Annotated in this window: 11 protein-coding genes; 5 read left to right on the top strand and 6 right to left on the bottom strand. The window is 74.5% G+C overall.

The features are described from left to right. Window positions 1-102: 102 nt before the first annotated feature. A complete protein-coding gene (locus ACFQ6N_RS37785; RefSeq protein WP_380658646.1) occupies window positions 103-819 on the bottom strand; it encodes a chitinase in 717 nt (238 codons plus the stop codon). Window positions 820-1,067: 248 nt separating this feature from the next. On the opposite strand from ACFQ6N_RS37785, the gene ACFQ6N_RS37780 reads away from it, so the two are divergent. After that, complete coding sequence (locus tag ACFQ6N_RS37780; protein ID WP_380658645.1) at window positions 1,068-3,065, top strand: tetratricopeptide repeat protein; 1,998 nt, start codon at window positions 1,068-1,070, stop codon at window positions 3,063-3,065. A gap of 58 nt (window positions 3,066-3,123) precedes the next feature. On the opposite strand, the gene ACFQ6N_RS37775 is transcribed toward ACFQ6N_RS37780, so the two are convergent. Beyond that, window positions 3,124-3,318 (bottom strand): DUF6011 domain-containing protein, encoded by a 195-nt coding sequence (locus tag ACFQ6N_RS37775; protein ID WP_380658644.1) that lies wholly within the window; start codon window positions 3,316-3,318, stop codon window positions 3,124-3,126. A gap of 63 nt (window positions 3,319-3,381) precedes the next feature. Here ACFQ6N_RS37775 and ACFQ6N_RS37770 point away from each other — a divergent pair, with 63 nt between their 5' ends. Further along, window positions 3,382-4,149 carry a TetR/AcrR family transcriptional regulator gene (locus ACFQ6N_RS37770; protein WP_380658643.1) on the top strand — a complete coding sequence of 256 codons (768 nt, stop codon included), beginning with the start codon at window positions 3,382-3,384 and terminating at the stop codon, window positions 4,147-4,149. Here ACFQ6N_RS37770 and ACFQ6N_RS37765 read toward each other — a convergent pair. Then, window positions 4,133-4,477 carry a winged helix-turn-helix transcriptional regulator gene (locus ACFQ6N_RS37765; protein ID WP_380658660.1) on the bottom strand — a complete coding sequence of 115 codons (345 nt, stop codon included), beginning with the start codon at window positions 4,475-4,477 and terminating at the stop codon, window positions 4,133-4,135. The two genes, ACFQ6N_RS37770 and ACFQ6N_RS37765, sit on opposite strands and share 17 nt — an antisense overlap. 193 nt (window positions 4,478-4,670) lie before the next feature. Between ACFQ6N_RS37765 and ACFQ6N_RS37760 the strand changes: the two genes are divergently transcribed. Both ACFQ6N_RS37760 and rarD read left to right on the top strand, forming a co-directional pair. Then, window positions 4,671-5,525, top strand: a complete 855-nt coding sequence (locus ACFQ6N_RS37760) for an SDR family oxidoreductase (protein ID WP_380658642.1) — start codon at window positions 4,671-4,673, stop codon at window positions 5,523-5,525. Between the two features lie 226 nt (window positions 5,526-5,751). Then, window positions 5,752-6,792, top strand: a complete 1,041-nt coding sequence (gene rarD / locus ACFQ6N_RS37755) for an EamA family transporter RarD (protein ID WP_380658641.1) — start codon at window positions 5,752-5,754, stop codon at window positions 6,790-6,792. Here rarD and ACFQ6N_RS37750 read toward each other — a convergent pair. The 3 genes from ACFQ6N_RS37750 to ACFQ6N_RS37740 form a co-directional block, all read right to left on the bottom strand. Further along, a complete protein-coding gene (locus ACFQ6N_RS37750; RefSeq protein ID WP_380658640.1) occupies window positions 6,782-7,678 on the bottom strand; it encodes an ABC transporter permease in 897 nt (298 codons plus the stop codon). The two genes, rarD and ACFQ6N_RS37750, sit on opposite strands and share 11 nt — an antisense overlap. Further along, window positions 7,665-8,597 carry an ABC transporter ATP-binding protein gene (locus ACFQ6N_RS37745; RefSeq protein ID WP_380658639.1) on the bottom strand — a complete coding sequence of 311 codons (933 nt, stop codon included), beginning with the start codon at window positions 8,595-8,597 and terminating at the stop codon, window positions 7,665-7,667. Before ACFQ6N_RS37745 ends, ACFQ6N_RS37750 begins: the two co-directional genes overlap by 14 nt. Window positions 8,598-8,792: 195 nt before the next feature. Beyond that, window positions 8,793-10,016, bottom strand: a complete 1,224-nt coding sequence (locus ACFQ6N_RS37740) for an outer membrane lipoprotein carrier protein LolA (RefSeq protein ID WP_380658638.1) — start codon at window positions 10,014-10,016, stop codon at window positions 8,793-8,795. 181 nt (window positions 10,017-10,197) lie between these two features. On the opposite strand from ACFQ6N_RS37740, the gene ACFQ6N_RS37735 reads away from it, so the two are divergent. Beyond that, window positions 10,198-12,804 carry a bifunctional FO biosynthesis protein CofGH gene (locus ACFQ6N_RS37735; RefSeq protein WP_380658637.1) on the top strand — a complete coding sequence of 869 codons (2,607 nt, stop codon included), beginning with the start codon at window positions 10,198-10,200 and terminating at the stop codon, window positions 12,802-12,804. Window positions 12,805-12,879 lie beyond the last annotated feature (75 nt).

Raw genomic sequence — 12,879 nt, 5'->3', positions numbered from 1 at the left:
GGGGGGCCCGGGGGGGGGGGGGGGGGGGGGGGGGGGTGGGGGGCGGGGGGGGGGGGGCCCGGCCCCCCGCCCCACCCCCCACTCCGCGTCTCGACCCGGGGTTCAGCAGGAGATGTTGCCGCCGCCGACGTTGGTGCCCAGCACGCCGACGAACTTCTTGAAGAGGTTGATGCGGTCGTTGCGCTCGTCAGGGTTCTTGCCGTCGCACTCCAGGGCGCCGTTGATGCTGCGGATGGTCTCGCCGAAGCCCTTGTTGTTGACGATCGCGTCGTGCGGGGTCATCTTCCCCGCGCCGCTCTGGGTGTCCCAGAACCAGAGCGAGGTCTTCCAGGAGACGGTCGGGTCCTTCTCGACCTTGTAGGGGTCGTGCAGCAGGTCGATGCCCAGGGCGTCGCCGGCGGCCTTGTAGTTGAAGTTCCAGCTGAGCTGGAGCGGGCCGCGCCCGTAGTACGCGGACTGCCCGGCCGGACAGCCGTACGACTGCGAGGTGTCGCAGTAGTGCGAGTAGTTGGCGGTGTTCTGCTCGACGACGTACTTCAGGCCGCCGGTCTCGTGGCTGACGTTGGCGAGGAAGGCCGCGGCCTCGCGCTTGCGGGTGGCGTCGTCGCCGGTGGTGGTGAACTTGGGGTAGGCACTGAGGGCGTTGACCAGGCCCTGGTAGGTGTAGAAGGAGTTCCGGCTCGGGAACATCTGGTTGAACTGGGACTCGCTGACCACGAACGAGCCCGCGGCGGAGGCCGGGGCGGTCTGGCCGGCGACGGCGAGGGTGCTCAGGACGGCGGCGGAGGCCGCCAGCGACAGGGTGCGTGAGAGCTTCATCGTTGTCCTCGATCGATACGGAGGGCGGGCACGCGGACGGCCGCCCGGGGAGGCGCTTCGGTTGCGAAGCGCCTCGGCCATCGTGGTGGAGCCGCCGTCGGCAGCTGAACCCCTTGAAGGTCTAAACCACCCGTAAGAGTCGTATCCGATCCAGTAGTTGGACGGATCCCGCCGCCGGGCGACCCCTCGTCGACCACCCGTACCGGATAGCCTCCTCGGAGCGGGACGACGCAACCGGGGGGCAGGACATGGGCGGTCACACCGACGACGGGGACGACGAGCGGCTGGCCGCCGAGGGGGAGATCGCGGTCGCCCGGCTGGCGATCGACTCCGGCGAGCTCGCGCACGCCGCCGACCACCTCTCCGACGCGATCCTCGCCGACCCCCAGCTGCCCGAACTGCACGAGGCACTGGCCGAGTTGTGCGCCGCCGCCGGAGGCCCTGCGGCCGCGCGCGACCTGTTCCCGCTGGACGGCGAGGTGTACCTCGGCACGGTCGCCTGCCGGGCCCACGTGGAGGCCGCCGCCGGGGACTGGGACGCCGCCGTCGGCCTGCTCGCCACCGCCGTCCAGTACGAGCCGGCCCGCCCCTGGGCGCACGCCGCCTGGCTGGCCCGCGAGGACCTGCCCGGCCTGGTCGACCCGGACGCCGTCGCCCAGGCGGTGGCCCGCGCGGCCGGCGCGCTGCCCGACCCGCTCCCCGCCGAACTGGCCGAAGCCGTCCGGCCCTTCGACACCTTCGTGCGGGCCGTACTGGCCCGCCACGGCGAGCACGCGCTGCTGCTGGCGATGGTCTCCGGCCTGACCCGCCGCCTCGGCGCCACCGCCCACGCCGTCGAACTCGCCGAACGGGCCCAGCGTTCGGCCCCCGGCTACCTGCCCGCCGTGATGCTCGGCAACGCCCTGCGCTCCGACGGCCGCCCGGAACAGGCCCTCGCCGTCTGGGAGGCCGAGCTGTCGAGGGTCGCGCCGGACGGCGACAACTCCAGCAGCTACCTCGCCGTCGACGTCGCCGAACTGTACGGCGCCCTCGGCCGCCCCGCCGAGGGCCTGCCCTGGCTCGACCGGGTGCTCGCCGGCGAACCCGACCACCCCAAGGCGGCCCCGGCCCGGTACGGGCTGCGCCACGCGCTCGACGGCGACCCGGCCCATCTGCTCGACCTGGCCGACCACCACCGCGCCCACCCCGACCACGAGTACGCCCAGGACCTCCTGGCCCGGCTCAGCCACCGGGAGCCCTGGCTCGGCATGGTCCCCGGCACGTCCGAGGCCACCGTCAACCTGCTGCACCACGTCCTCGCCGCGCCCGACACCGACCGGGCCACCGAGGTCGACTGCAACGTCTCCACCCTCGAACCGCCCAGCTCCCAACTGGCCGTCCGGCTCGCGCTGCCGCGCTGCACCGTCGTCTACCAGTCCGTCGACGAGCCCGACCTGCGGCGGCCGCTGGCCGTGACCGCCACCCGGGTCTGGACCTGGGACGGCACCGACCCGAAGCCCGCCGTCGCCCCGCCCGCACCGGAGAGCGCCGAACTCGTCCGCGCCGTCGCCGGGATCGTCTGGCCGAGCGTCCCGGCCGCCTACGACGAGGCCGTCCGCCTCTCCGGGCTCCCGCTGGACGACCTGCTCGGCATCCTGGTCCACCCGCCCGCGCCGCGCGAGGACGAACTCGGCCGGGCCCTGCTCGCCCACCAGCCCGAACTGTGGGTGCGCGCCGTCCAGTCCTTCGCCTGCCTCGCCGTCGCGCACCACCGCACCGACCAGCCGTGGCCGGAGTCCGACCGCAGGCGGGTGCTGGTCGACCTGCTGCTCGGGCCGGAGGACTGGGTCGCCGAGGCGGCCGGCTTCGCCCTCGTCGCGATCGGCTGGACGCACCCGGAGGCCCGCGCCGACATCGCCGCGCAGCTCCGGCGGCGGCTGTACTACTGCGTCGACGCCCGGCGGGTGCGGGTGGTGACGATCCTGCGCTCGGTGTGCCGCCTGGTGCTCGCCGCACCCTGGACGCCGCTCGCCGACCGCAACCTCGCCCGGGCGGCCATCGAGGCCGAGACCGCCGCCGACGCCCCGGACCGCGCACCCGAACCCGGGGCGGCGGCCACCACCGATCCCGCCGCCGAGGCCGATCCCGCCGCCGAGCCGGCCGCGGGAGCCGAGCCGGGAGCCGAACCGGGAGCCGAGCCGGGAGCCGAACCGGCGCCCGCACCGCAGCGCCCGGGCTTCCTCAGCCGCATCCTGGGCCGGGGCTGACCACCGGCCGCCGGGCGGACCGCGCCGAGCCGGCTCGAACCGGCCCGGCCGGGCGCCGCTACCCGATGCCCGGCAGCGGCTCCTGGTCGACGTCGAACCGGGCGACCCGCTCCGCCGGGTCCCGGCACTCCGGCCCCAGCCGCAGCATCCGCGACTCCGGGTCGTGCAGCGGCCGGTGGCAGCGGCGGCAGGTCACCCGGGACCGGAGGGTCTGCGCGGTGTCCGTACCGGGGAGCGGCTCAGGGCTGGTCATGGGGAGACGGTAGCGGGCCCGAGCCGCGCGGGAGCCCCGCCGATGCGTGAAACGATGGCCCGCATGGCCACCGACCGCAGCAGCGCAGGAGACCCGGCGCGCACCCTCGCCCTGCTCTGGGGGCTCACCGCCGAGGAGAAGCCCGGCCGGCGCGGGCCCCGGCAGGCGCGTTCGACCGGCGAGATCGCCGGCGTGGCCCTCGCCCTCGCCGACGCCGAGGGCGTGGACGCGGTCACCATGCGCCGGGTCGCCCAGGAGCTCGGGCTCTCCCCGATGGCGCTGTACACCTACGTGCCCGGCAAGGCCGAACTGCTCGACCTGATGCTGGACACCGTCTACGCGACGATGCCCCGCAGCACCCCGGCCGGCGACGGCTGGCGCGCCCGGGTCACCGCCGTCGCGGACGACAACCGGGCGCTGCACCGCGCCCACCCCTGGATCGCCGCCGTCTCCACCAGCCGCCCGCCGCTCGGGCCCGGCCTGATGGCCAAGTACGAGTACGAGCTGCGCGCCTTCGAGGGCACCGGCCTGCCCGACGTCGAGCTCGACGCGGCGCTGACCCACCTGCTCGGCTTCGTCCAGACCTGCGCCCGGATGGCCGCCGACGAGCGCGCCGCCCGGCAGGACAGCGCGATGACCGACGGGCAGTGGTGGGCCGCCAACGCCGACCTGCTCGCCCGGGTCTTCGACCCCGAGCGCTACCCGGTGGCCGCCCGGGTCGGCGCCGCCGCCGGTGAGGCGCACGGCGGCGCGTACAGCCCGGACCACGCCTACGCCTTCGGCCTGGCCCGGGTCCTGGACGGGCTCGACGCCCTCATCGGCCGGCGGTAGCCCGCCCGTCGTACTCCTCGCGCGCGTCGAGCACGGCGGGCACCCGCCGCTCCGACCAGTGCGCCAGCGCCGCGACCAGCTCCGCCGCCTCGCGCCCGAGCGGCGTGAGGCTGTAGTCGACGCGCGGCGGGATCACCGGATGCGCCTCGCGCAGCACGAAGCCGTCCCGCTCCAGCGTCTGGAGGGTCTGGGCGAGCATCTTCTCGCTGACACCGGAGACCTGGCGGCGCAGCTCGCTGAACCGGTAGCCGCGCTCGCGCAGCGCGCCGAGGACGAGGACGCCCCAGCGGCTGGTGACGTGCTCCAGCACGCCCCGGGACGGGCACATCCGGTCGAAGACGTTGGGCGGGGGGAGCTGGGGGAGTGGGGACAGCGCGGGGAGCTCCCTCGACTGCTCGCTTACCTTCATGTCAGTACCCTACTTTTAAGTGCGTACTTTCGAAAGGTTAGTGCCACCCCTAGGGTGAGTGCAGAGGTCGGAACCCCAACGCGATCAAGCGGAACCCCTGAGGAGCATCCCCATGTACGTCGTCACCGGTGCCACCGGCCAGCTCGGCCGTCTCGTCGTCGAGAGCCTGCTGGCCGCAGTCCCCGCGAGCGAGGTGGCGGTCGCCGTCCGCTCCGCCGAGAAGGCCGCCGACCTGGCCGCGCAGGGCGTGGACGTCCGCGTGGTCGACTACGACAAGCCGGAGACCCTGGCCGGCGCGTTCGCCGCCGGTGACCGGGTGCTGCTGATCTCGGGCAGCGAGGTCGGCCGCCGGATCCCGCAGCACCGGGCCGTCGTCGAGGCCGCCGGCGCGGCCGGCGTCGCACTGCTCGCCTACACCAGCGCGCCCGGCGCGGCCACCTTCCGGCTGGCCGACGAGCACAAGGCGACCGAGGAGCTGATCCTCGCCTCGGGGCTGCCCTACGCGTTCCTGCGCAACGGCTGGTACACCGAGAACTACCTGGGCGACGCGGCCGGCACGGCGGAGCGCGGCGTGGTGGTCGGCAGCGCCGGGCTGGGCCGGATCGCCACCGCCCCGCGCCGGGACTACGCCGACGCGGCGGTCGCCGTCCTGACCGGCGCCGACCAGGGCCACGAGAACACGGTGTACGAGCTGAGCGGCGACGCCGCCTGGAGCCTGCCGGAGCTGGCCGCCGAGCTGGCGAAGGCCTCCGGCAAGCCGGTGGAGCACCGGGACGTCGCCCCGGCCGAGCACCTGGCCGTCCTGGTCGGCGCGGGCCTGCCGGAGGGCTTCGCCGAGGTCCTGGTCGACGTGGACGCGGGCATCGCGCGCGGCGAGCTGGCCGGCACCCCCGGCGACCTGGCCCGGCTGATCGGCCGCCCGACCGTCCCGCTCGCCGAGTCCGTCCGCGCGGCGCTGGGCGCCTGACCCGCCGGTCGCCCGCCCGGGCGGGTGCGTGATCTGTCGGGCGCCCGCCCGACCGGGCGCCTGACCTGCCGGACGCCCGCCCGGGCGGGTGCCTGACCTGCTCGAACGCCGAGAACGTCCGGCATTCAAGCAATGTCATGACCAAAATACGAAAACGGAGATGACAGTTCGCCCTTCCGCCCGCTACGGTCGCCTCGACCACACGCGCGCGGAAGGGCACTCGTCCATGCCACAGACAGACCAGCAGGACAGCGGCCGGGGCCTCTGGTACGGCGTCGCGGCGTACGGGATCTGGGGGCTCTTCCCGCTCTTCTGGCCGCTGCTGGAGCCGGGCGCCGCCGACGACATCCTGGCCAACCGGATGGTCTGGTCCCTGGTCGCGGTGGTCCTGCTGCTGGTCGTCCAGCGGCACTGGGGCTGGATACGCCCGCTGCTGCGCCAGCCCCGCCGGCTCGCCATGCTGGCCGGCGCGGCCGCGGTGATCTCGGTCAACTGGGGCGTCTACATCTGGGGCGTCAACGCCGGGCACGTGGTCGAGACCAGCCTCGGCTACTTCATCAACCCCCTGGTCACCATCGCCTTCGGCGTCCTGGTGCTCAAGGAGCGGCTGCGCGTCGCGCAGTGGTCGGCGGTGGGCATCGGCGCGCTCGCCGTCGCGGTGCTGAGCGTCGCGTACGGGCGGCTGCCGTGGATCGCGCTCACCCTGGCGTTCTCCTTCGCCACCTACGGCCTGCTGAAGAAGAAGGTCGGGCTGAGCGGGGTGGAGAGCCTGGCGGCGGAGAGCGCCTTCATGTTCCCGTTCGCCGTCGGCTACCTCGTCTACCTGGAGGTCTCCGGCCGCGGCACCTTCGGCCACACGGTGGCCGGCTCGTACGGCTGGGGGCACTCCGGGCTGCTGCTGCTCAGCGGGGTGATCACCGCGATCCCGCTGCTGTTCTTCGGCGCGGCGGCCGTACGGGTGCCGCTGACCGTGCTCGGGCTGCTGCAGTACCTGGCGCCGGTGTTCCAGTTCCTGATCGGCGTCACGGTGTTCCACGAGTCGATGCCGCCCGCCCGCTGGGCCGGCTTCGCCCTGGTCTGGGCCGCGCTCGCGGTGCTCACCTGGGACGCGCTGCGCCAGGTGCGGGCCGACCGCGCGGCGCGGGCCGCGGCGGTGCCGCGGCCCGTACCGGCGAAGGCGGCGAAGGCGCCCGACGCGTCCGCGAAGGCCGACGCGGCCGACGCGGCTCAGGCCGCCGAGGCCGCCGGGGCGACCGTCACGCGCTGATGTCCCGGCTGGTGAACCGCGACCAGGCGGCCGCCCCGAACACGGCCACGTAGGCGGCCTGCAGACCGAGGTCCTTCAGCACGCCGTCCCAGTACATCGGCTCGCGCAGCAGGTCCGAGAAGCTGAGCCAGTAGTGGGTGAACAGGAACGGCCGGATCGCGTCCAGTTGTGGGAACGCGTCCAGGATCTGCACGGTGATCACCAGCCCGACGGTGGCGGCCATCGCCGCGATGCCGCTGCCGGTGAGCGTGGAGACGAACAGGCCGATCGCGACCAGCCCGGCCAGCGAGGCCGCGACCACACCCGCCACCAGCACCGCCCGCAGCAGGGCGTCGGCGAAGCCGATGGTGTCACCGGAGATCAGCGTCACCTCGCCGAGCGGGAACAGCGCGGCGCCGGTGGCCAGCGCCGCCACCGCGACCGCCGCCGTGGCGGCCAGGCAGAACACCAGCCCGGCGGTGAACTTGGCGGCCAGCAGCCGGGTCCGCCCGGCCGGCGCGACCAGCAGGTAGCGCAGCGTCCCGGTGGCGGCCTCGCCGGCCACCGAGTCCCCGGCGACCACACCGACCGTCATCGGCAGGAAGACCGGCAGCGCGACCGCCAGCGCGGTGAACACCAGGAACAGCCCGTTCTGGGTGGTCTGCGCGATGAAGCTCGGGCCGCCGCCCCCGCGCGGGCCGTCCGTGTTGAGCTTGACCACCACCCCGATCATGACCGGCAGCACCGCCAGGATCCCCAGCAGCACCTTGGTGCGCATCCGGCGGAAGGTCAGGTGCAGCTCGTTGCGGAACAGCGCCAGAAACCCGGCCGCCGTCTGCGGCCGCCTGCCCAGGGGCAGCGCGGCCCCGGTCCGCCCGGCGGTCGCCGCCGTCTCAGCCCGCGACATCGAAGCCCTCCCCGGTCAGCGCCACGAAGGCGTCCTCCAACGTGCCCCGCTCCAGCCCGAAGCCGTGCACCCGTACCCCGGCCTCGACCAGCGCCGCGCACAGCTTGGGCAGCGCCGCGTCGTCCCCGCCGCCCAACTCGCCGTCCAACCGGCCCTCGCCCGGCACCAGGCCGGTGACCTGGTGGGCCGCCAGCACCTCGGCGGCCTGCGCCACGTCCGGGGTGCGGACCACCAGTCGGCCCTGCGCCCGCGCGGCCAACTCGGCGACGGTGCCCTGCACCACCAGCCGGCCCCGGGACATCACCGCCGCGTGGGTGCAGACCTGCTCGATCTCGTCCAGCAGGTGCGAGGAGAGGAACACCGTGGTGCCCTCCGCCGCGACCTCCCGGACCAGGGCCCGGATCTCCCGCATGCCCTGCGGGTCCAGCCCGTTGGTCGGCTCGTCCAGCACCAGCAGCTCGCGCGGCTGGAGCAGGGCGGCGGCGAGGCCCAGGCGCTGCTTCATGCCGAGCGAGTAGGCGCGGGCCTTCTTGCCGGCCGCCGCGCCCAGGCCGACCCGCTCCAGCGCGGTGTCGACCCGCTGCCGCCGGGTGCGCGGGTCGGCGGTCGGGTCGGCCGCGTCGAACCGGACCAGGTTGTCCTTCCCGGAGAGGAAGCCGTACAGCGCCGGGCCCTCGATCAGCGCGCCCACCCGGGGCAGCACGGAGGAGACGGACTGCGGCATCGACTCGCCGAGGACGGTGGCCACGCCCGAGGTGGGGGCGATCAGGCCCATCAGCATCCGGATGGTGGTGGTCTTGCCGGAGCCGTTGGGGCCCAGGAAGCCGAAGACGGAGCCGCGCGGTACGGCCAGGTCCAGGCCGTCCACGGCGAGCTGGCCGCCCCGGAAGCGCTTGGTCAGGCCGCGGGTCCTGATCACGTCCTCGGCCGAGGCCGTCGAGGCCGTCGAGGAGGCCGCGGAGGCCGCGAACGCGGGTGAGGGAGGTGAAGCGAGTGAAGCGGGCGAAGCGGAGGCGCCGGGAGAGGCGGAGGAACCGGGGGCCGGGCGCGACTCGGCGCCCGGCCCCCCGGCCGACTCCGTAACGTCCCCCGTTACGGGAGTCCCGGTCATCCGTCAGTTCACCCCGGCGGCGTGCTGGAGGACCGGCAGGGTCACCGCGCCGGCGAACACCCGTCCGTCGTCGGTGACCAGGACGTTGAGCACCTTGGTGCTGACCAGGGTGCCGCCGTCCACCGGCTTGCCGAGCGACTTGACCAGCGCCTGCGGGTTCAGCGACCCGCGGCCGCCGTGCTTGCCGGCGTCCTTGCCGGCGTCCTTCGGTGCCTGGACCGGGCCGCCGGGCGCCTGGGCGGCCAGGACGGCCGTCCAGCCCTCGCCGATCACGTTCACGCCCTCGTGGCCCTTGGCGGCGTCCGCCGTCGCCCCGGCGGCCCCGGCCGGGTGGTCGGCCTTCTTCTCGGTCACCTTGGCGCCCTTGGGCACGGCGAAGTCGAAGGTCTTGGCGGCCGGCTTGGCGAACGACACGTCGGTGAAGTGGATGTCCAGCACGGTGCTGCCGTCGACGGACTTCACGGCCACCCCGAGCGGCACCCCGTTGTCGGCGGCGACCGAGATCCGGACCTCGGCGACGGTCGAGCCGGCCTGGGTCGGCTTCACGCTCAGCTGGTAGGCCTTCTGCCCGGCCACGTTGGCCGTCCCGGCCACGGTCACCGAGGTGGTCCCGGCGCTCGCGGTCAGGAACTGCCGGGCGGCGTCCTGCGGGGTGGTCGGCAGCTCGGACAGCGGGGCCTTGGGGTGCCGGTCGCCCGCCTGGCCGGTCAGGTGCACCGCGCTGTTGGTCGAGCTGTCCCAGGCCCAGGCCTGGTCGCCGTTGCGGACCACGGTGTAGCCGGCCATGTTCTCCATCAGGTCGACCCGCTGGCGGTCCGGGCCGTCCGCCGCGATCCGCAGCGTCCGGTCGCCGCCGAGCAGGCCGAGCAGCTTGGCCTGCGGGTCTGCCGAGGCGGTCGCGCCGTCGCCGCCGTGCCCGCCTGCCGCCGCACCGATCCCGCCGGCCGCGCCCAGCAGTTGGCTGGGCAGGCCGAGGTCGGTGGAGACCGAGATCGTCCCGGACAGGGCCTGGGTCTCGGATCCGAGCGCCTTGGCCACCACCTGCTCCGCCGTCAGCGTCGGCAGGTCGGGCGGGGAGTCGGCGGCCAGCGCGGGCACCAGCCCGACCCCCGCGGCGATCACCGCGGCCACCGCCACCGGCACCCCGGCGCGCACCAGCACGCGCCGTCGTGAGCGGTACGGCACACCGCCGTCCCGGTCGTCCCCCGTCGCCGTCTCATTGGTCATGGCGTCCTCAACTCCTCTGCGAACACGTGTGCTTGGCTCTGCACCTCCATTAGAGGCCGTTCCGGCACCGCCGTCATCGCCCCGCAGGGCCAGATCATGTTGGCCTTCGTGGGTATGCCGACCCTGAGACGGCCTCAGGGTTCCTCATCCCCCGGTAGCAGCCCTGACGTAGGGTCGCGCCATGGACGGAACCGCCACGGACGCAAGCAATCCCCCGACCGCGAACGCGATGCGCCGAGCCCTGCGCCGCGCCCGGGACGGTGTCGCGCTCGACCTGACCGAGGCCACCGTGCTGCTCCAGGCCAGGGGCGAGGACCTGCGCGACCTCTGTGCGGGCGCCGCCCGGGTCCGTGACGCGGGCCTCGAAGCGGCCGGCCGCCCCGGGGTCATCACCTACTCCAAGAGCGTCTTCATCCCGCTCACCCGGCTCTGCCGCGACAAGTGCCACTACTGCACCTTCGTCACCGTCCCCGGCAAGCTGCGCCGGGCCGGCCATGGGATGTTCATGTCCCCGGACGAGGTGCTGGAGGTGGCCCGGCGCGGGGCCGAACTCGGCTGCAAGGAAGCCCTGATCACCCTCGGCGACAAGCCCGAGGACCGCTGGCCCGAGGCCCGCGAGTGGCTGGACGCGCACGGCTACGACGACACCATCGCCTACGTCCGGGCGATGTCGATCCGCATCCTGGAAGAGACCGGCCTGCTGCCGCACCTCAACCCCGGGGTGATGAGCTGGACGGACTTCCAGCGGCTCAAGCCGGTCTCCGCCTCGATGGGCATGATGCTGGAGACCACCGCGACCCGGCTGTGGAGCGAGCCCGGCGGCCCGCACTTCGGCTCACCGGACAAGGAACCGGCCGTCCGCCTGCGGGTGTTGGAGGACGCCGGCCGCAGCTCCGTCCCGTTCACCAGCGGCCTGCTGATCGGCATCGGCGAGACCTACCAGGAGCGCGCCGAATCGCTGTTCGCGCTGCGCCGGGTCTCCCGCGCCTACCACGGCATCCAGGAACTGATCCTGCAGAACTTCCGCGCCAAGCCGGACACGGCGATGCGCGGCATGCCGGACGCCGAACTGGACGAGCTGGTCGCCACCGTGGCGGTGGCCCGGCACCTGCTCGGCCCGACCGCCTGCCTCCAGGCCCCGCCGAACCTGGTGGACGGCGAGTACGAGCGGCTGATCGCGGCCGGCGTCGACGACTGGGGCGGCGTCTCCCCGCTCACCCCGGACCACGTCAACCCCGAGCGCCCCTGGCCGCAGATCGAGCGCTTGGCCGAGCGCTCGGCGGCCGCCGGCTTCGAGCTGCGCGAGCGCCTCGCGGTCTACCCCGAGTACGTCCGCCACGGCGAACCCTGGCTGGACCCGCGGGTGCTGCCGCACGTCCGCGCGCTGTCCGACCCGGACACCGGCCTGGCGGACCCGTCCGCCGTCGTGCGCGGCCTGCCCTGGCAGGAGCCCGAGGACCTGCCGGAGTCGTACGGGCGGACCGACCTGCACACCGCGATCGACACCGAGGGCCGCACCGGCGACCGCCGGGCCGACTTCGAGGACGTGTACGGCGACTGGGAGGTGCTGCGCGAGCAGGTGCTCGCCAAGGGCGCGCCCGAGCGCCTCGCCGGTGACCTGCGCGGCGCCCTCGCGGTGGCCGCGGACGACCCGACCCGGCTCACCGACGACCAGGCCCTCGCCCTCTTCCACGCGGACGGCCCGGCCCTGGACGCGCTCTGCCGGATCGCCGACGACGTGCGCCGTGACGCCGTCGGCGACGTGGTCACCTACTGCGTCACCCGGAACATCAACTTCACCAACGTCTGCTACACCGGCTGCCGCTTCTGCGCCTTCGCCCAGCGCCGCACCGACGCGGACGCCTACACCCTGTCGCTGGAGCAGGTCGCCGACCGGGCCGCGCAGGCCTGGGAGGTCGGCGCCACCGAGGTCTGCATGCAGGGCGGCATCCACCCGGACCTGCCCGGCACCGCCTACTTCGACATCGCCCGCGCGGTGAAGGAACGGGTGCCCGGCATCCACGTGCACGCCTTCTCCCCGATGGAGGTGGTCAACGGCGCGACCCGCACCGGCCTGTCCATCCGCGACTGGCTGCAGCGCGCCAAGGAGAACGGCCTGGACACCATCCCGGGCACGGCCGCCGAGATCCTGGACGACGAGGTCCGCTGGGTGCTCACCAAGGGCAAGCTGCCGGCCGCCACCTGGGTCGAGGTGGTCAGCACCGCGCACGAGCTGGGCATCCGCTCCTCGTCCACCATGATGTACGGGCACGTGGACACCCCGCAGCACTGGCTCGGCCACCTGCGGCTGCTCGCGGAGATCCAGCAGCGCTCGCTCGGGACCGACCCCGACGGCGGCTTCACCGAGTTCGTCACCCTGCCGTTCATCCACACCAACGCCCCGGTCTACCTGGCCGGGATCTCCCGGCCCGGCCCCACCGCCCGGGACAACCGCGCGGTGGTCGCGATGGCCCGGCTGCTGCTCCACCCGCACATCCGCAACATCCAGACCAGCTGGGTCAAGCTGGGCGCGGAGGGCGCGGCCGAGATGCTCCGCTCCGGCGCCAACGACCTCGGCGGCACGCTGATGGAGGAGACCATCTCGCGGATGGCCGGCTCGGCGTACGGGAGCTACAAGTCGGTGCGCGACCTCCAGGCGATCGCCGAGGCGGCGGGCCGCCCGCACCGCCAGCGCACCACCACCTACGGAGAGGTGCCGGCCGAGCGGCAGGCCGCGGCCCTGGCCTCGGACGGGCACCTGCCGGAGCTGCTGCCCGTCCTGGACTGACCGCCCGGGGGCCGGCCTGGACCGACCGCCTCCGGGGCCCGGCCACCCCCCCCGCCCGGGGGCCCGGCCCCCGGG

It is taken from the genome of Kitasatospora sp. NPDC056446 (genome assembly GCF_042796115.1).
In the GTDB taxonomy this organism is placed as follows: Bacteria; Actinomycetota; Actinomycetes; order Streptomycetales; family Streptomycetaceae; genus Kitasatospora.
The sequence above is the reverse complement of the archived record's forward strand: the minus strand, read 5'-3'. Positions and strand labels throughout refer to the sequence as shown.

Excerpts from the sequence above, each read along its gene's own strand:
- rarD (WP_380658641.1), top strand. The coding sequence starts at position 5,752 with ATGCCACAGACAGACCAGCAGGACAGCGGCCGGGGCCTCTGGTACGGC.
- ACFQ6N_RS37750 (WP_380658640.1), bottom strand. The coding sequence starts at position 7,678 with ATGTCGCGGGCTGAGACGGCGGCGACCGCCGGGCGGACCGGGGCCGCG.
- ACFQ6N_RS37765 (WP_380658660.1), bottom strand. The coding sequence starts at position 4,477 with ATGTGCCCGTCCCGGGGCGTGCTGGAGCACGTCACCAGCCGCTGGGGC.
- ACFQ6N_RS37780 (WP_380658645.1), top strand. The coding sequence starts at position 1,068 with ATGGGCGGTCACACCGACGACGGGGACGACGAGCGGCTGGCCGCCGAG.
- ACFQ6N_RS37785 (WP_380658646.1), bottom strand. The coding sequence starts at position 819 with ATGAAGCTCTCACGCACCCTGTCGCTGGCGGCCTCCGCCGCCGTCCTG.
- ACFQ6N_RS37760 (WP_380658642.1), top strand. The coding sequence starts at position 4,671 with ATGTACGTCGTCACCGGTGCCACCGGCCAGCTCGGCCGTCTCGTCGTC.
- ACFQ6N_RS37775 (WP_380658644.1), bottom strand. The coding sequence starts at position 3,318 with ATGACCAGCCCTGAGCCGCTCCCCGGTACGGACACCGCGCAGACCCTC.
- ACFQ6N_RS37740 (WP_380658638.1), bottom strand. The coding sequence starts at position 10,016 with ATGACCAATGAGACGGCGACGGGGGACGACCGGGACGGCGGTGTGCCG.
- ACFQ6N_RS37735 (WP_380658637.1), top strand. The coding sequence starts at position 10,198 with ATGGACGGAACCGCCACGGACGCAAGCAATCCCCCGACCGCGAACGCG.
- ACFQ6N_RS37770 (WP_380658643.1), top strand. The coding sequence starts at position 3,382 with ATGGCCACCGACCGCAGCAGCGCAGGAGACCCGGCGCGCACCCTCGCC.